This is a genomic window from Mesorhizobium sp. M4B.F.Ca.ET.058.02.1.1, assembly GCF_003952505.1.
Taxonomy (GTDB): Bacteria; Pseudomonadota; Alphaproteobacteria; order Rhizobiales; family Rhizobiaceae; genus Mesorhizobium.
Genome location: NZ_CP034450.1, coordinates 4,893,543 through 4,912,024, shown reverse-complemented (window position 1 = coordinate 4,912,024; position 18,482 = coordinate 4,893,543). Strand labels below are relative to the sequence as shown.

Below are 18,482 nucleotides of genomic sequence, written 5' to 3'. Positions count from 1 at the left end.
GAAATTCATGTCCGACGCCAAACGTCGCAACGCACCTGTCAAGCCTCGGTCAGACGCCATCCAGGTCCAGCCAGCGGCCTTCCCTGCCGGCCGAAAAACCATACCGGCTTTAGCCACCGAGACGCTCTAAAGCTGACGTCCGCTCATTTGATGAAAGGAAGGCGCCGCTAGGGGGTGCACAAGGCTCCCCAGCTTGACGTCGCTTCGAGCGATGAGCGGCGGTGTGGCTTGTCGTCAAGCGCCGGGCAGCGTGCCCCCTACCGATATCCCGAAAAGATCGACCAAGATCGCCATCCCGACGCCACACGCGGTCTGGATGAGGCCGACCATGAAAATGCGATTGGCGCGTTCGTAGATGGGGCGGCGCAAGGAACTCATGTCGAGCAGCATGGACAGCGCTCTCATCTGCAGTGCGATGCCGAGCAGGATCGGCACTACGGCGAACAGATCGTAGAGTTGCCATGGCAAGGGGTTCGCCGCCCAATGAGTGAGGAAGCCGAGCGAAAAGGCAAGCAGGATACCCACGGCAGTGATTGTGCCGTTGCGGAAAATGGTCTCGATCAGTTCTTCCTTCGGATCGTGCTCGTCCAAGCGGCTTCCTTTCGTTGCTCTTTCCGTCGAGACTAAGTTCTCGAGAATGCTGTTCATCGCCAATTACTCGAGGCGAGCCCTAGGCAACCGTTTCAGGGTGCGATCCCTTCTCGCTATCGGCCGCGCAATGTACCTGCACGGCGAACTTACAGCGGCGAAAAGGTGCTTCGGCCACCATGCGACACATCGGACGTGGACGCCCTCTGTTCCTGGCGCAGCCCTTGCGGACCGCACGCGCGCAGTAATCCTTCTCGGTAGCGCATGAAGCGGCCTCCGTTGCGGTCAGACGGGAAGCCGTCGCTGTTAAACGAGACTGTCACATATCGAACATGGCGAACCGTGTCGCACATTGCTTTTCGCAGTGACCCTCAAAAAAAGTGATTCCAGCGAGACGAAGGCGCGTCGGCCCAATTTTGGTGTCGGCCGCATCTACGCTTCAGGTTGGCATGTCGCTTGCTGCTCTATTCCGAGGCTGCAGCGGTCTGACCGGAGTGTTTCACATATAAACGATAATGAATCTCCTAGCAGAAAACACTATTCTAAGTACATGTGGCTTTTACGCTGGATAACCTCCCATGTCAAGCGCTTTTACGTCCACAAATTGGAGACAACACGCACAAAATTTAGAGTAAAGCTTGCTCTTACGCCTCTATCCTTTTTATTCCTTCATGGAGATCTAGACATGTACATCAAGATTCGTCTTCTCGGCTTAACTGCTCTGATCGCCGCCTCCGTCGTTCGAGCAGCTGGCGCCGAGCGGGAACCGGCCGAGTACATCAAGATCTGCGACGTCCTCGGCTCGGGGTATTTCTATATTCCCAACACCGAGACCTGCCTGCGCATCGGCGGCTATGTCCGTTATGATATCGGCCTGGGTGATGTCCGATCGTATGACAGCGCAAGAACCTCGGATGTGAGAACTGGCGAGGACCAAGGCACTTGGCGAAACAACACACGCTTCACGTTCAAAACTTGGAGCGGCCAGCAGACCGAGCTCGGCGCGTTGACGACCTATACCGAAACCCACGTGAATTTTGGCAATAGCGCTAACTCGCGTGACAGTCCTCAGAACTATGGTTTCAACAGCGGCCTCGCACTGGCTTCTGCCTGGGTCGAGCTGGGGGGCCTGCGAGTTGGCAAGGACGGGTCGGCCTTCGATACGTTTGTAAGCTACGCTGGCAACGTTCTCGATAGTATGCTCGTTCGGTCGGCCGGCTTCGACACCAACGTGGCTCAGTACTACTTCGACGCCGGCAACGGCATTTCGACCGTGATTTCGCTCGAACAAGGATCGGGCTCAGCCGGTACTATCGACAGCTATATTCCGCACGTTGTCGCCGGCTTGAAATACACGCAAGGCTGGGGCTCGATCACCGGCGTCGCGGCTTATGACAGCAACTACGAAGCTTTGGCCGGCAAGATCCGTGTCGACGTCGCTGTCACAAACCAGCTGTCGCTGTTTGGACTGTTCGGCTACGGTTCCAATGGCAGTCTCAACGAGGACTCAAACGGCGCAATCGCCAATCATGTGCGCGGCTCGTACAAAATCTGGAACGGCCAGTGGGCTTTCTGGGCGGGCGCCACCTACGAGTTTGACGAGAAAACTTCGTTCAACTTTCAGGTCTCGAGTGATCAGCTCAAGAATTCTGGTTTGGCTGCAAACGTCGTCTATATGGTCGTTCCTGGCTTCACGGTCACAGCCGAGGTCGATTACGACCGCTACGGCAACTTTGGCGTCGGCCCTGCCGACCCTACCACCGTCAAGGGCACGAGCAAGCCGAACAGCGTCGGCGGCATTCTCCGCTTCCAACGCTCATTTTGAAATCTCTCCAGCCGCGAGCATCTCTGGCAAAGGCACTTGCCTCGACAACGCACGCATAGAGAGCTTCTTTCGCCATCCTTGAAGTCTGCATCGACCGTCCACGGCCCATCGTACCAACTTGAGACTGAAAGGGGTGAGCCCTGTGTAATACAGCCTAGCCCTTGACCTGCCCAATGAACCGGCCAGGGGTGGTCAGTTCAAATTCGGGGCCGTTTAGAGGGCAGTGTGAGGCCGTGTCAGGTAAGTGCCACTGCTATGTCGGGACCGCGACACGCCTGTCGCTGTGGATGGCTGGAATTGCCCTTCGCGGCGCCATTCATTCTCTCAACATTTACGTGATAATGCACGCTTAGTCCGATCCGCGTGGCAGCACCCATCCTAGGTCGCTATCGGGTGGCCTTAAACCTGAACAGCTCCATCGTCGCGGCTGCTGCCGAAGCAGGAGCAATCACAGGGACCCGCACTGGTGCTTGTCAGCCGTCTGACCCGCTACTTCGTCTTAGGAAGAGCATTGTCTTTGCCAAAAGCCGGCCAGTATTTCGAGATTGCCAGTGTGGCGCCGGCTGAAGAGAAATGACCATAGTCGAAATACATAAACTCTCCTCTGTCGGAATAGGGGCAGCGTCCTGCGCTGCACAGGAATTTCAGCGGATCGATGAATGTGGCGCCTTTGGTAAATGAGCGCACACGTTCGTTGATGCCGGGGTCCATCGCCATCGGCCAGGACGTATCGTCCAGATTTTGGCGCTTGGCGAAGAACGCAATTTTCCGGACGTCAGTTGGGAACTGCGGAGACTGGCCGATGACAAACACGCGCACGCCCAGGGCACGAAGCGTATCGATTGTTTGCTGAAGACCGTCGAAGCCTCTGACCTCATAGTCACTCCATTTACCGCTGAGGATAACCGTCTTGATGTCCGCTTCCAAGATGATGTCCAAGGCCTTGCGATTGAACCGGACACAATCAAGACGAGCGTAAGAGTAGTAAGAGAGTATCGGCGGGCAGCCGGCGTACGTATATTCCACGATGTTCGCCTGCAACCGATTTATGTTAGCACCCAGGCCGGAAACATAGTGCGCGGCGAAGGAGTCGCCCCACAAAAAAACCGTTGTTGGAAAACCGCGAGTGCGCGTGCAATCCTCCATATTCCAGCTTTCGATCCGGCTGGTGCCCTCGTTGAAACAGATGCCATTCCTCCAGTCCCCGACGGAAATGCGCCGCTGGACATAGTCCGGAAACCGTTGCGGAAAGCCGTTGCCGAGCGCCCCCGCCGCTCCGCCGGCACAAAGAACAACGATCGCGAGCGCTGAAAAGGCAAAGATAGGCCCCGGGGCGGTGAAGGCCCTCTTCTGTCGAAACGGCTGCTCTACAAACTTCCAGGAGAATGCAGCCAATGCGAGGCTTGCTACCAACATCGCACCGGTCATCAAAGGATCGAGTTTTTGGAACGAAAGATAATGCGCGAACGCATTGAGCGGCCAGTGAACAAGATACAAAGAATACGAGATGAGCCCAATCCAGACCAGCGGCCGGACTTCGAGCATGCGGCTGGCGACCGTCGAGGGGGAATTTTGGCCAACATAGATCAGAAGGGCCGTTCCGATGCATGGATACAAGGCGTTGTAGCCTGGGAACGGGTCGCTCTCCGAAAGCGCGAAGAACCCGATGGCGAGAAGGCCAAATCCGGCCAACCCCACCGACTCCATCAGGAATCTGTTGCCCAACGGCGGGGGGCGTTTGAGCATGAGCAGGGCGCCCAACATGAGTTCCCAGATTCGGGTCGGCAGCAGATAGAATCCGGCGGTGGGCGCCAGCGATGTCGCCATCACCGCCATTACGAAGCTGCAGAGAATTATCGGAAGAAGTGTCGTCAGCCAGCGCTTCCCGATGTAGCGATAGATTAGGAACATCAGGATTGGGGCGAAGATGTAGTACTGCTCCTCTACGGAAAGCGACCAGGTGTGCAACAGTGGTCGAAGCGCGGCATCGATCGAGAAGTAACTTGACGTTTTCCAGAAAAAAACGTTCGACCAGAAGGTCGAGGCAGCTATGATGCTAAGACCGAATTCGCGCAGATCCGATGGCAGAAGAATGAACAATGCGGCAATGCAGGTGAGAAGCATCACAAAGACGAGAGCCGGCAGAATGCGCCGGGCACGGCGCCAGTAGAAGTTGACGATCGAAAATTGGCCGCGTTCAAGGTCATCCAAGAGGCTTCCGCTGATAAGGTAGCCGGAGATGACGAAGAAGATATCAACCCCGCTAAAGCCACCCGGGATCGCCGAAATTCCGAAATGAAAGAGTACGACCGGAAGTACAGCAACAGCCCTAAGGCCCGCGATATCGCGCCTATATTGCATCCAGCGGTTCCTTTGATTTTAGATCAGGACGAGATTGGAAGCTTTCAATCTCCGGTAGGAGTGCTGCCAAGATAAGGGCCGGTATCAGCCACCTTTATCCGTCCCGAACGTTCTGTAAGTGGCAACTGGTACAGAAGCACGATCGCCATCGCCGGACTTGACGGCCTGATTGTCGAGCAGATCGCGCGGATCGTTGACCATCACGGCCAGGTTAAATCCTGTCGAACAACCAAGCGGCTGTTTGAAGGATTCTTCATTGGGTAAGGCACCATATGAGGGACAGACCGGCGGACGGGCGTGATAGACAATCGCCTCAATTCGCACTGAGCCGGCGTCGTGTTGATCGAGCAATTGAATGTTGTCTGCTTCGATTGCCAACTGCCTGGCCTGATGGGCTACCCCTGCGCTGAGCTGGGGCGAACCGCTGATGAGGAGGTGGAGGGCATCGAATCGGCCGCGACTGGCCTTGTTTAGGAAATCACGCAAACGCTGCCGTTCGGAAGCGCGCAGGCTTTGCAACGTCAGGAGGGTGGTCTCCTCTCGGACAAGCATTGATGCCGATGGTTCGACATCAACTGGCGTAGTGCTTGTGCAGCCACTTACGCTTGGTGCCAGAGCGACAAAGAGGACTATAAAACGCAACATCATTGGACGACACTATTCGATGATGAAGCCGAGACCGCCCTGGGCGCTTGGCGCGCCCGCACGGATAGCAGCGCGGTCTCGCGGGGGACTTGCCACGGAATTCGTCGGAGCGCCCCCTCCGTTCAAAGCCGGTGCCGCCCGCTCCGTAGGTGCGCTCATCTGGTTTGGGTTGGAGCCTGGTCTTACAATGTAAGGCGTAACTAGAATGACCAGTTCTGACTCCTCTTTTTGAAACGAGGACGAGCGAAAAAGCGGTCCCAGGATCGGCATTTCTCCGAGCCAGGGAAAGGCCCTGACATCATTGTTGACGTTCCGCCTGATTAGACCGCCGATTGCGAAGCTCTGCCCACTGGCGAGTTCGACGACCGTATCGGCTCGGCGCGTGGAAACTGCCGGCACGGAAATTCCGTTGATTTGCACGGCACCTTGCGTCGACAGTTCACTGACTTCGGGCGTTACGTGAATGTTGATTTGATTGTTGCTGAGAACTGTCGGCACAAATTCCAGACTGACGCCGAAGTGACGGAATTCAACCGATACCTGCCTGTTTTCCTGCAGGACAGGAATGGGAAATTCGCCGCCAGCTAGAAAGCTGGCTTTTTCACCCGACATAGCGGTGAGGTTCGGCTCAGCCAGGACGGAAGCTATATGCTCCTTGGCGAGCGCGTCGAGAACCGCGCTGACGTTGACGACACCGTTGTCGAATCCGATTTCTGCTGTACCGCCACCCTGGGTTGAACCAGATCCAGCGCTTGCACCGCTTCCGCTTAGAACGCCCACTTTGAAATTGCCGATTTGACCGAAGGCGGACAGGTTGACGCCAAGTGACTTCATGGCGCTGCGTGAGACTTCGGCTACGCGCACGCTGAGGTTAACTTGCAGGGATCCAGCGACCTTGATGTTGTTGACGACTTGCGCTCCGTCGCCCAGATATTGCTCAGTGACTCTTTTTGCGGTGTCGGCGACCTCTGCGTCGGGCGCCGTCCCGCTAAGGATTGCGCCGCGCGGCGTATAGTTGACGCGGATGGGATAGTCGCCGACCTGCTCCCGCAACATGGCGCGTAAATCCCCGATCGGTTGCGTGACAACGATACGCAATTCGGCGAGAGGCTCGCCGTTGCCGTCCAAGGCGAATAGGCTGGTCCGCCCCGATTTCTTGCCAAAGACGAAGATTGTTTTGCTCGATGGTGCCTGAAAATCCGCGATCGTCGGGTCAGCAACAAAGATGGTCGTGGCTGGCGCGGGCAGATGAACGGTCTCCCCGAGCGAAGAGGAAAGGGTCAGCGTGGCATTGATGCTATTCGAAGCCGCACGCGGCGCGCCTTTGTCCTGCTTGTTTTGCGCCGCGACACCAAGTGGGAAAGTCACAATAAGCGCGCAGAGGAGATGGCCCAGGTAACGGGGCACTGCAGGTCTCGGAACCTTGATGGCGATCGCCCGCCAATTGAGCGCAGGGCAAGGATGTTGAAGGATCAGCAAAATAGATCTTCTTTCGATTCGACAAACTATGCGGATGACGCGTCAGTCAATTCTAGAATGTAGCCAATGCCACGGATGGTCTTGATCCGTGGCGTTGCACCTGATCTGGTCAGATGTCCACGTAAACGATAGATTCCGACTTCAAGCGCGTTGGCAGACACGTCGTCGTTGAACGAATAGAGGTGATCTTCCAACTGCGCACGGGGCACGATGCGGCCTGCCCGGTTAAGCAGATGCTCTAGAATACAGAGTTCGCGACGTGCGATCATCATTGGGTGCCCAGCAACGAAAACCTGCCGGGCGACCGGATCGAAGTTGAGATTGCCAAATACGAGCCTCAGGTCGGTCATCTGTGACGCCCGGCGCAGAATGGCTCTCATTCTGGCGATAAGCTCATCGGTAGAGACGGGTTTGAGCAGAAAGTCGTCCGCACCACCGTTGAAGATCGCAATTCGCTTATCGAGATCGTTAAGGCTGCTCATAATGACGGCAGGAACTGAATGCCCGTGGGTCCTCAACTGCCTCAGCCAACCCAAGCCATCGCCATCTGGCAGAGCCAATTCCAGCAGGAGAATTTCATAGCTGGCGCAAGAAAATGCACTCGAGGCCAGTTCCAGAGTACCAACGACATCAACGACGAAGCCGCCATCCCCGAGCGCAAGTCGCATGGCGCGCGCAAGATCCGCATGATGATCCACGAGCAGCGTTCGCATTTCATCTCCTATCGAAGAGAGACGCGTCACCGGCGGCCATCTGATCGGAGCACACGGCGCACAACTCGTCGCATCTCTCGGAACAGGTCCGAGTTGGAGGGACATGCAAGTCGCTCGGTGGCAATAGGCGCGGGTGAGGACCAACTGACGGGCTCAAATACGCCGGTCGGCGAACCCACGACGCCAGCAACCCGCGTGCGATTTCTCGTTGCATCATCTCTCCTACGTGCAGCCCCTGCGCTCGCAAGGCAGCGTCGCGGCCCAGAGCCCGATTCCCACAGAGGGTAGGGTTAGCTTTCGAGAAACTGATTGAACAAATCGATTATTTGGATCGAATGCATCCACGGTATGGATGCAGCGCCGCATCTTCAACGACTGCGGCTTCCTGATGGATTGTTGTGTCTGTCGTGCTCTGCTATTTCGCTGTCCTTCAAGGCTGGCGAGTCTGGTGGAACCTGCGCGTCATTGGCTGTGGTAGCTTGATGCTCAAAAATGGAGCGCCCCGCGGAAAGCCGCTCTCAGATTTCCAAAAAGCCTTGCTGGTCCAAAAGAGCACTTCGCATCTCGACACCAAAATGGGCGAGGAAAACTGACGTCTGACAGGGATGTGTATGCAACAGCCGATTTGCGGCACCAGGAAACGACCGCGTTCAGGCTGGAGATCGACGACCAACGGCTCCTCGATTTCCGCATTCAGGCCACGACGATCGACCGCTTTCCAAGCTCTTCCTGTGCGGGCGGATGCCGGCAAACAGCAGCACAGGGTCAGGGAAACCGCGAGCGGGCCTGCTTGATCGCCATGATCACATTGCCGCTGTTGCGCGTGCGGACCGGAATGCATTCGGTCCAGCCGGTGGCAATTTCGGTCAGCACCATCGTCTGCACGAAGCTCCCCGACCAAGACGTGCCCGAATGCGCTCAACAAAGCCGGGCGGCGGATCTTTCCAATCGCCGAGGTGCGGGCTTGCACCGAGCGGCGAACTGCCGAACTCATTCCTGCCCGGCGGCGCTGGCCGCCGCGAGCGACGATGCGGACCTCAGCCGCTCCGAAGCCTCCCACAACACGATGAGCGCCTCGCGGACATCGCTGCCGTAACAGCGGCTGCGGCTCTTGCTCGCAGACGGCCTCTGCTCACGACGGTTCATAAGACGGATCGCGCGCGCTTGCGATAATAGCCGATTACCGCCCCGAACTCATTCAGAATGCGCCGCTTGTCAACGCCGCGATAACGCTCCACGATCGCCGCTTCAGTTCCGACCGTGTCGCCATGCTGAGCCGCGCCATACTTCCCCCGAACCGGAATGGCACGACCTGTCCAATGCGGCTCGTTGCCTTCGTTAATTCGCTGACCGGAAAGGTACCGGAAGTCGTCTAACGCATCTTACCCGCTGAAACGGCGGCAACACCTCGACCTCAATCGCAGATCTTAGGAAATAGACGATCGCGTGGGGGCCTGTGAGCATCCGTTCACCGGATTTCCGTCATCGGCTGAGGCGAATTGCCACCATCGACCGTTATCGGATGGGCCGCGATACGTCGCCGTATCATGATTAGGGGGCGCACCTAGCGGAGCCATAGCTCTCCACCCAGCCATGTTCCCCTCGTTGGAAGATGTCCGGCGGACCAGAGGGGTGCTGTCCCGTCAGCTTTTCCTGAAGAGCGGCCAAGGCAATCCCTACCAATCCATCACCACCTTCCCCGAATTGCCGCTCTTCATCGCCTCGAAACCGTCGAGGTAGTCATCGACCCCGATGCGGTGTGTGATCAGGCCCGACACGTCGAGAGGACCCTGCACCAGCGCGATCATCTTGTACCAGGTCTCGAACATCTCGCGGCCGTAGATGCCCTTGAGATGCAGCATCTTGAAGATGACCTTGTTCCAGTCGATCTCGAAGCCGGTCCGCGCAATGCCCAGAATGGCGATCTTGCCGCCATTGTTCATGGTATCGATCATGTCGCGGAAGGCGGGGGCTGCGCCCGACATTTCGAGGCCGACGTCAAACCCCTCGGTCATGCCGAGCGCCGGCATGACGTCGCGCAGCTTTTCCTTCGAGGCGTCGACGACATGCTGGACGCCGAGCTTTTTCGCCAGTGCCAGCCGCACCGGGTTGATGTCAGTGATGACCACTTTGCGCGCACCGACGCATTGGGCGACGAGCGCGCCCATGATGCCGATCGGCCCGGCGCCAGTCACCAGCACGTCCTCGCCGACCAGATCGAAGGACAATGCGGTGTGGACGGCATTGCCCAAGGGATCGAAGATCGCGGCAATCTCATCGGGCACATCGTCGGGGATCGGCACGACATTGTGCTGCGGGATCGCCAGATACTCGCCGAACGCGCCCGGACGGTTGACGCCGACGCCGAGTGTGTTGCGGCACAGATGCCCTCGCCCGGCGCGACAGTTGCGGCAATGGCCGCAGACGATGTGGCCTTCGCCCGATACACGCTGGCCGACCTTGTATTCGGTGACCGCTGCGCCGAAATCGGCAACGGTGCCGACGAATTCATGGCCCGTCACCATCGGCACCGGCACCGTCTTCTGCGCCCACTGGTCCCAATTGTAGATGTGCACGTCGGTGCCGCAGATCGCCGTCTTCTTGATCTTGATCAGCACGTCGTTGGGGCCGATTTCCGGCACCGGCACCTCTTCCATCCAGATGCCCGGTTCGGCCTTGGCCTTCACAAGCGCCTTCATCATGTTCGACATCAGGATTTCCCTATTCCGTGATTGCGCTTCTGGCGAGATAGCCTGCACAACGGGAAGGTAGGCCACTAACTCGTTTGAACGTCCGGAATGGTCAGCCCCGCCTGCTCGGCCTCGCGGCGCAAATTCTGACGGGGCCTGGGGCCGATCTGCTGGATCACCAATCCGGCTGCCAGTGAGCCAAGGTCGCCGCAGGTCTGCAAGTCACGGCCTTGCGTGTAGCCATGCAGGAAGCCGGCGGCATAGAGATCGCCGGCGCCCGTCGTGTCGATCAGCTCCTTGATGGCGGTCGCCTTGATCACCACGGTCTCGTCGCCGCGCACGATCACCGAGCCTTTTTCCGATCGGGTCACGGCGGCGATGCGGCAATCCTTGCGAATCTGCGCCAGCGCTTCGTCGAACGACGCCGTCTGGTAAAGCGATTTGATCTCGTGGCTGTTGGCAAAGACGATGTCGACGGTACCCGAACGCATCAGCTCGAGGAACTCGTCGCGGTAGCGGTCGACGCAGAACGAATCCGACAGGGTCATCGACACTTCGCGGCCTGCCGCGTGCGCCAGCATCGCCGTCTGGCGGATTGCTTCCTTGGCGCGCGGCGGATCCCACAGATAGCCTTCGAAATAGGTGACCTTGGCGCCAGAGGCCTTGTCCGCCTCGACATCCTCAGGCCCGAGCTCGACGCAGGCGCCGAGATAGGTGTTCATCGAGCGCTCGCCGTCGGGCGTGACGAAGATCATCGAGCGCGCCGTCGGCGGTTCACCCTTGAGCGGCGTGGTGTCGAAGGCGACGCCTTGCGCATGGATGTCGTGGGCGTAGATTTCGCCCAGCGCATCGTTGGAGACCTTGCCGAAGAAGGCGGCGCGGCCGCCAAAGCTGGCGACGCCGGCCGCCGTGTTGCCGGCGCTGCCGCCGGAGGCCTCGATCGCCGGACCCATGCGGCTGTAGAGCAGCTCGGCGCGCCTTGTGTCGATGAGGTTCATCGCTCCCTTGATGATGCCGTTGGTCTCGAGGAATGCCTCGTCGCACTGGGCGATGATGTCGACAATGGCATTACCGATGCAGAGCACGTCATAATCCGCATCAAAATCTCCGCCAAAAACCCGAGCCGGCTTCTTGCCATGCCGGCCGGGCGTGGTCTCGCGAGTTGAAATGGGTTGCCGCATGCGCTTGATCCAGCCGCCCTCACGCAGCTGCCGGTCCTGCTTCACGCAGCAAATCGTCAGCTTTGTCCGTCTTCTCCCAGGTGAACTCAGGCTCTTCACGCCCGAAGTGTCCGTATGTCGCCGTCTTGCGGTATATCGGGCGTAAGAGATCAAGCATCTTGATGATGCCTTTCGGTCGGAGATTGAAAACCTCGAGAACAAGGCGCTCGATCCTTTTTTCCTCGATCCTTGCGGTTCCGAAAGTATTGACCATGACAGAAACCGGACTGGCCACGCCGATCGCGTAGGCAAGCTGAACCTCGCAGACCTCCGCAAGGCCGCTGGCAACGATGTTCTTCGCGACATACCGGGCGGCATAGGCCGCCGAGCGGTCAACCTTGGATGGGTCCTTGCCCGAAAAGGCACCGCCGCCGTGACGCCCGGTCCCACCGTAGGAATCGACGATGATCTTCCGTCCTGTGAGGCCGCAGTCGCCGGCAGGCCCACCGACCACGAACCGCCCTGTTGGGTTGACCAGAAATCTGATCCCCGAAGTATCCAGGTGGGCCGGCAGGACCGGTTTTATGATCTCCTCAATGACGCCTTCGCGGACCGTGGCTTGTGAGACCGCTTCGTCATGCTGCGTCGACAGGACTATGGTATCCAGCGCCACCGGGCGGAGCCCTTCGTAGCGTACGGACACTTGAGATTTCACGTCCGGACGCAGCCAGCCAAGCTGTCCCGCTTTCCGGACCTCGGCCTGTCTTTTCGTCAAATGGTGAGCGAGTTGGATCGGCAGGGGCATCAATGTATCCGTCTCGTTGCATGCGAATCCAAACATGATGCCCTGATCCCCTGCCCCCTGCCCGAGATCCTGCCCTCGTCCTTCATCAACGCCCTGGCTTATGTCGGGCGACTGCTCGGTGAGGGCCAGAACGACGGCGCAACGTCGACCATCAAAGCCAATCGCATCATCGTCGTAGCCAATATCGAGTATCGTATCGCGGGCGACTTGGCTGTAATCGATGTGGGCATGGCTGGTGATCTCGCCAGCCACAACGACCATCCCCGTCTTCACCAACACTTCACAGGCGACGCGCGCCTTCGGATCGGTGCGCAGGACCGCATCGAGAATGGCATCGGAGATGTTGTCTGCCATCTTATCGGGGTGTCCCGCGCCGACGGATTCGGAAGAGAACACGAACTGCCTGGTCATAAAAATGCCCTCGCTTCAAGTGCTGGAGTTAGTGAGGAGTTTCTGGATTGGGGTGGCTTATCTGTCGGGGATGCCGGGAACATCGAACGCAGTGCAGAAGTCGGCAACGTCTCTTCGTACGCTCGCATGAACTTCCTGGTCATCGGGCTGGCGGCAGACCGAGTCGATGAAAGCGGCGATCTGCACCATCTCCGTTTCGCGCATGCCCATGGACGTCACCGCTGGCGTCCCTAAGCGGATGCCGCTTGTCAGCGCCGGATGCCGCCGGTCGCCCGGGACCATATTGAAATTCGCAATGATGCCTGCACGCGATAAGCGCTCCGCATAGGCTTTGCCTGACAGCGGCCGGTCCCGAAGATCAAGGATCAGCATGTGATTGTCAGTGCCCCCGGTGACGAGTTCATAACCTCGCTCCAGAAGCGCCTGGGCCAGAGCCTTGGCGTTGTGGACGATCTGCTGACCGTAGACACGAAAGGACGAGTTCGCTGCTTCCTGCAAAGCGACGGCAAGCGCGGCGATAGTATTCATATGCGGTCCGCCTTGCAGAAGAGGGAACACGGCGCGGTCTATACGTTTGGCCAGATTGTGTTTGCTCTTCGGATGATGGAGGGGCTGATAACGGTCTTCATTCCTTGATAAAATGAAGCCACCCCGGGGACCGCGGATCGACTTGTGAGAGGTGCTGGTGACCACATCGCAATGGGGCACGGGGTTCGGATGCACTCCTGCGACAACCAGGCCGCTGATGTGGGCGATGTCAGCCACCAGATACGAGTTCACCTCCGAAGCAATTTCGGCCATTGCCGCGTAGTCAAAAATACGCGGATAAGCAGTTCCGCCGACCCAAATTAGCTTCGGGCGTTCCCGCTTGGCGGTCTCGCGCAAGTGGTCATAGTCAATTTGCTGTGTCTTTTCGTGCAGCCTGTACGGGACGCGCTGATAATCGCTGCCGGAAAAATTGACGGACCAACCGTGAGTCAGATGGCCGCCTTCGGGTAAAGGCAAGCCCATCACTTTGTCACGGGGGCTCAAAAGCGCGCGATAGACAGCCTGGTTGGCTGGCGAGCCTGAATAAGGCTGGACGTTGGCGTGTTCACTGCCAAATAGCGCTTTCAGGCGCTCGATCGCGAGGGTCTCAAGCTCATCGACGATCTCGTTTCCGGCGTAGTAGCGCGCACCGGGGTATCCCTCGGCATACTTGTTGGTGAAAATCGACCCGGTCGCTTCCAACACCGCCGAGGAGGCAAAGTTCTCGGAGGCGATCAGTTTGAGAGTTGTCCGCTCCTGGCGCTCCTGTCTTAGAAGCAGTTCGCGAACGCGGGAGTCGACGGCGGCTAAGTGAGGCCGCCCGTAAGTGTCGGGCTGCGCGATGGCGCCGCCGGCGGAGTTATCCATGGTAGTCGCGCTCCATTTGGACTGATCTATTTCACGATCAAGCAGGCGGTCCCTTCAACCGCGCGTCTTGTATTGCTTCCAGGCGTTGTAGGTCTCTTTTATGATGACCATCATCGTGGGGCAGGAGATCGACCACCAATTGAGCCAGCCCGCCATCCTTGCCTCCTGCTTGCATATGGTACGAAGACTGCGGACGTTGTTCGTTGCAGCAAAGAAAGTTGGCTCTGACCAGCCGCCGGACGTGGCGTCGAACCTGCTCGCGAGGCAGACTGGTAATATCGGCCAGCTCGCCGACGGTTAGATCCGCATGCGCGCAAAGGCCCAGGATTCGAAGGCGATCAAGATGCGCTGCCGTCCTTACGCGATTTACCAGTGTCAACATTGGTTGGCATCAACCCGGACGGGATGCAGCAAGCCGCTAGCCCTTCTATCCCCATCAATCCGCATGAGATCTCTTCTCGTCATTTGCTGTAAATCCGCTGGTATGGATGCTAATGGAAGATGGATCACAGTCCTTTCTACGACTAAGACGCCAGATATTGGGGCTAATGTACCACCTGACAGGAGACTACGCTCACGAACATTATGTGAATTTTTTTTAACGTTGCTGAGAATCAAGGGTGAGGTTTGGCGAATGTCTCGCCGTCGACTGTCGAATCCTGCCCGACGGGATTATGGGGTGCGTAGCCTGCTTGTCCTTTCCACATGACCAGCGACGATGGGGCGAAGGCGGCAGACATAGCTCTGGAGCATGCTGCGGTGTCTTTGGCCTGAAGCCGAGGAAGGCGGACCGTGGCTTCCGCGCCGCTGCCGGGAGCCCCCGAACAGGCCAAGTGGATCAGCCGGGTGTTGCCGTCATAGAGCGTGAGACCCAAAGCTGGCCAGCCGCGCCCTGAGGCTGACGCACCGCTCAGCGTCCACCTTGCTCTCGAAGCCCATCGGCATAGCGCCGATAACGACTTGACCGCGTGCGTGTCGACGAGCGATCGGTGAGCGCAAGGATCGAGGGTGCAGTGCAGGATAATGCTGTTTTAAATCAGCGCTGTTTTCAGCCGACTGCCTTGAGCGTGGGCACAAGGATATAGGCCGCAGGAGATCATCGTCTGGCTGTTCGGGAGGCCGCCCTGGGCGCGCGACAGCCGTTCCTTCGGCTGCGCCAGCTCCGCCACCATCCGCGCCGTGCCTTCCGGAGACCATTCCCGCTGCCGGCCGGCGCCCGTGAAAACCTCGACCCGGCGCACCGGCTCGAGATGGCTGGGCTCAGCGTAACTCTGAAGTCGTCATATACCGAAGCCTTCACAGACTTCGGACATCTCCCTCACAGTCCGATCAAGATGGCGTCAGGAACACCGCTTGCGTTGATGCGGATGAACCCCTGCTTGTGCCACAATGACCCTTATCTCAGCGCGCGAGCCAAAGCTTCCGCGCAAGGCGACGGCTAGGATAAGGCAATGCCGACGAAGGGCACATTGCTTGCCACACTCTGGAATGATGGCATGCTCGGAAGGCCTAGGTTTTGCTCAGGGCCGCCTGCAAGGCGCGCTTGGAGGTTATTCACATAGCCTTCTGCGTAGTCCTGCGCCGTCGAGACCGAAAGATCAATGCCTGCCGCCAAGGCCTCTTCCATCAGGTGCTTTACGAGCCCATTTCGAATGGCCAGCTTGACCTCGGGGCCTGCGATAAGGCCGATCGCCTGCGCGGCCATATTGAGGCCAGCTTCCTCCAGCGCTCGCTTCATATCGCCTCCGTTAATGGCCGTACGCAGGAGATTGGCTGCTTGCGACTCAGCCTCGAGAACCATCGAGGCAAGATCGGCTACTTGTCCGAGGCCCGGAATGAAGCTGAGCAGTCCCACCGCCGTTGCCGCCAAGTCGAGCACTTTCGTCTCGATTTTGAGCACGGAGTCGACGACGTGCATGACGGCCCCGCCGTTCTTTTTGGCTGACTTAATGTCAGGCTGGTCCATCAGGCCCATCTTCATGTCCGCGACGGCATTCTGCTCTTCTGCGGTTTGGGCGCCGTGGGTGATTGGCTGCTGAACGTTGCGGTTCGCAGACGACATGTTTGTGCAAAAATGGGCAAAGTCTTTTTTGCTGATATTGCCGGAATCAACCGTATGCCCGCCGCCAAAGTCGAAGAATTTATGATGGGTCTTATAGCCCGTGATCGAATTGTTCAGGAGGCCAAACAAAAGAGGATCTGAAAGGAGCTGAGAGGCTGCTTCCCGCACTTTCGGATCAAGGCTCTTGTCGTCTTTCATTTTCGCCAGTTTGTCGCGAGTCAGAACACCGCTTCCAAAGAACGTGTCCTGATGGTCCTTGATCATCTCGACCGTATTCAGCTCAGTTTGCGTGAGGCTCATCGACGATGAGGCGACTTGCAGGAAATCCTCTTTGTGCATCTTCCCTTTCGAGCCACCGCACAACTGGTTCCAAGCATCGGGGTGATCGAGGAAATATTGCGCCGCCGCAATGACCTGGGGCGGAAATTTGCCGTTTTTCGATTCGCCGCCGACCATTTTCTTGAACTCATCCAGACTCAGGTCCTTGGACAGATTTTCGGAGTACCGGTAAAACTCCCGCAAGGCATCGCTCAAGGTCATGACCGAAGGCTGCAAACCTCCGCTGCCGTCGGATGGTATGTAGTTCTGCTCGTAGCTTTGCGCTTGGGCTTCCTGAAATGCAGCAACTTGTGGGTGGTGGTTTGAAAATCCGGCCAAGTCCTTGGCGTTGATCTTGCCTCCACAGCGGCCGTCGCCCTGCGAGCCAATCGCATAAAAAAGTCCCGAATCCTGCTGCAGTCCCTTGATCGCCGCTTTCAGATCCGGTGGCGTAGAGGGATCATTGGCTTTCTCGGTCAACGACTTCCAACTAAGCGGGCATTGGTCCTTGTGACGGTTGAGTACCGCAACAATCTGCAACTCAGCCGTGGTCAGCGACCCACCGTTCCACGTGATTCCGGGGCTCGGCCTGGGAGCCGGCTCGATCTTCGGGGTGACGCGGAGCAGATGTTGGGCTTCAGTCGCCTTGGAGCGTTGCGATTGGTCCTCCTTGAGAGCCGCCCTCATATGTGGCGGCAGCAGATCCAGTGGGTGTTGCTCCAAGCCCTTCAATGTCGATTCGACATCCGGTGCCAGATGGCCCAAAGGGTCCTGCCGCAATTTATCCATTGTCGAATCAAGATTCGACGTTGGCAGATCCCCTTGCGCGAAAGAGCCGGGCTTGTTTGCCAGCACACAAGTGGACAGCATCGCTTCGAAGCACGATGCACTTTGCTGATGCTGGGTCGCAAAATGGGAAACTTTCAGGCCCGGCCAACCCCTTGCGGACTGTAGCGAATTTGAGCGGTAGAAAGTTGAAAGATTGCTGGCCGACATTGTGCATCCTCAGACGTGACGTTGAAATCCCCACAAGAGACCCCGACAGAAGATCCCTTGCGTTTCACAAAATTCGACAATTCCAAGCGTCGGCAGGTCACGAATGCGCCTGCCCTGCCTTCAATTGCTGTGTTCCGGGCCGGCTCCAAGGTTCGGTCCAACACAATGGCCGGAGTCACCGCGAGAGCTGCCGGGACTCATCATGAGCGGATTAGCTTTCGAGAAACTGACGAGTTTGCGAAGAGTTCACAAAGGGGTAGCCGCAGTCATGTTCTTCAGAGCTGCGGCAAATCCTCAATGTTCATTTCTTGCCCAGCTCAGGCTTCCCGCCAACGCTATCCTGTTGTGGGATGTCAGAAGAATAAGAAGCATCCGGTCGTCCGTCGCGAACGACCGTAGTGGAGGAGCCGCGAAACAAGATCAGCACTGATTCCTTTGGCGTGGCCGCTATGTGAGTCTGCGCCTGCGCCTCCGCCACCAAGCCGTTAAAGGTCTGCTCCACGAGTGCGACGAAGCGCGGTGGACCGGAAACGAAGACGAGGCCATTGCCTGGCACGGGTTTGACCACATAGCGCTCGTCGGAGATATCAAGCTTGTCGAGAGCCCCCTTGAACGCATCGAAGCGAATCGACGTCATCAAAAGCATTCGAGTTTGCGATTCTTGTGCAGCAGACACATAGAGCACAAGGCCGTCATAGTACCATTGGAGACCGTAAAGGTTCGTCAAGCGGTCGAGGAACGCGCGCGGTGGCAAATCAGGCATACGTCCGCGAATTCGCCCCTTCACCGCAGGACTGATGTTGACCCTGATATTCAGGTTGTTGCCGAATTCCTGCAACGCTGCAGCGAGTTCCTGATCCAGAACCGTGTATCTATAGGGTGTCGCCGGAAGGGACAGCGGGACTGCGTGCGCCGGGTGAATCCCGGTGGACAGAAAAAACCCGGCACAGAGAAGTCTCAAAACATGCAGGGTGACGGGTTGGATAAGCGTTCTCGGCATGTCGCACTGATAAACCAAACGCTGAAATCATCAC

At 57.9% G+C, this 18,482-nt stretch carries 14 protein-coding genes; 2 read left to right on the top strand and 12 right to left on the bottom strand.

Annotation, left to right across the window (positions count from 1 at the left end):
- Positions 1-234: 234 nt before the first annotated feature.
- Entirely contained in the window at positions 235-591 is a 357-nt protein-coding gene (locus EJ073_RS23850) for a hypothetical protein (RefSeq protein WP_091595902.1), read from the bottom strand.
- A gap of 682 nt (positions 592-1,273) precedes the next feature.
- Between EJ073_RS23850 and EJ073_RS23845 the strand changes: the two genes are divergently transcribed.
- Positions 1,274-2,413: a porin gene (locus EJ073_RS23845; RefSeq protein WP_091595823.1), complete on the top strand. Its 1,140-nt coding sequence runs from the start codon at positions 1,274-1,276 to the stop codon at positions 2,411-2,413.
- A gap of 489 nt (positions 2,414-2,902) precedes the next feature.
- On the opposite strand, the gene EJ073_RS23840 is transcribed toward EJ073_RS23845, so the two are convergent.
- The 4 genes from EJ073_RS23840 to EJ073_RS23825 form a co-directional block, all read right to left on the bottom strand.
- Entirely contained in the window at positions 2,903-4,774 is a 1,872-nt protein-coding gene (locus tag EJ073_RS23840; protein WP_091595825.1) for an acyltransferase family protein, read from the bottom strand.
- 84 nt (positions 4,775-4,858) lie between these two features.
- Complete coding sequence (locus EJ073_RS23835; protein WP_236473720.1) at positions 4,859-5,419, bottom strand: CpaD family pilus assembly lipoprotein; 561 nt, start codon at positions 5,417-5,419, stop codon at positions 4,859-4,861.
- 12 nt (positions 5,420-5,431) lie between these two features.
- Complete coding sequence (locus EJ073_RS23830) at positions 5,432-6,853, bottom strand: type II and III secretion system protein family protein (protein WP_051695798.1); 1,422 nt, start codon at positions 6,851-6,853, stop codon at positions 5,432-5,434.
- Positions 6,854-6,924: 71 nt separating this feature from the next.
- The gene (locus tag EJ073_RS23825) at positions 6,925-7,611 is read right to left on the bottom strand and encodes a response regulator transcription factor (RefSeq protein WP_029354874.1); all 687 of its coding nucleotides are present in this window, start codon (positions 7,609-7,611) and stop codon (positions 6,925-6,927) included.
- Between the two features lie 607 nt (positions 7,612-8,218).
- Here EJ073_RS23825 and EJ073_RS31725 point away from each other — a divergent pair.
- Positions 8,219-8,707 (top strand): hypothetical protein, encoded by a 489-nt coding sequence (locus tag EJ073_RS31725; protein ID WP_164747350.1) that lies wholly within the window; start codon positions 8,219-8,221, stop codon positions 8,705-8,707.
- A gap of 580 nt (positions 8,708-9,287) precedes the next feature.
- Here EJ073_RS31725 and tdh read toward each other — a convergent pair.
- The 7 genes from tdh to EJ073_RS23780 form a co-directional block, all read right to left on the bottom strand.
- Positions 9,288-10,322, bottom strand: coding sequence for an L-threonine 3-dehydrogenase (gene tdh / locus EJ073_RS23815; protein WP_126057764.1), 1,035 nt, complete (start codon positions 10,320-10,322; stop codon positions 9,288-9,290).
- Positions 10,323-10,387: 65 nt separating this feature from the next.
- Complete coding sequence (locus EJ073_RS23810) at positions 10,388-11,482, bottom strand: adenosine kinase (protein ID WP_245316490.1); 1,095 nt, start codon at positions 11,480-11,482, stop codon at positions 10,388-10,390.
- A 19-nt stretch (positions 11,483-11,501) separates the two neighbouring features.
- The gene (metK, locus tag EJ073_RS23805; protein ID WP_063169265.1) at positions 11,502-12,677 is read right to left on the bottom strand and encodes a methionine adenosyltransferase; all 1,176 of its coding nucleotides are present in this window, start codon (positions 12,675-12,677) and stop codon (positions 11,502-11,504) included.
- 57 nt (positions 12,678-12,734) lie between these two features.
- Positions 12,735-14,072: a serine hydroxymethyltransferase gene (gene glyA / locus EJ073_RS23800; RefSeq protein ID WP_091595829.1), complete on the bottom strand. Its 1,338-nt coding sequence runs from the start codon at positions 14,070-14,072 to the stop codon at positions 12,735-12,737.
- A gap of 37 nt (positions 14,073-14,109) precedes the next feature.
- Positions 14,110-14,454, bottom strand: coding sequence for a helix-turn-helix domain-containing protein (locus EJ073_RS23795; protein ID WP_091595831.1), 345 nt, complete (start codon positions 14,452-14,454; stop codon positions 14,110-14,112).
- Between the two features lie 1,056 nt (positions 14,455-15,510).
- Positions 15,511-17,322 (bottom strand): HrpF/NolX family T3SS translocon protein, encoded by a 1,812-nt coding sequence (locus EJ073_RS23785; protein ID WP_236370748.1) that lies wholly within the window; start codon positions 17,320-17,322, stop codon positions 15,511-15,513.
- A 427-nt stretch (positions 17,323-17,749) separates the two neighbouring features.
- On the bottom strand, positions 17,750-18,448 hold the full coding sequence (locus EJ073_RS23780) for a secretin N-terminal domain-containing protein (RefSeq protein ID WP_091595837.1): 699 nt from the start codon (positions 18,446-18,448) through the stop codon (positions 17,750-17,752).
- Positions 18,449-18,482: the final 34 nt, after the last annotated feature.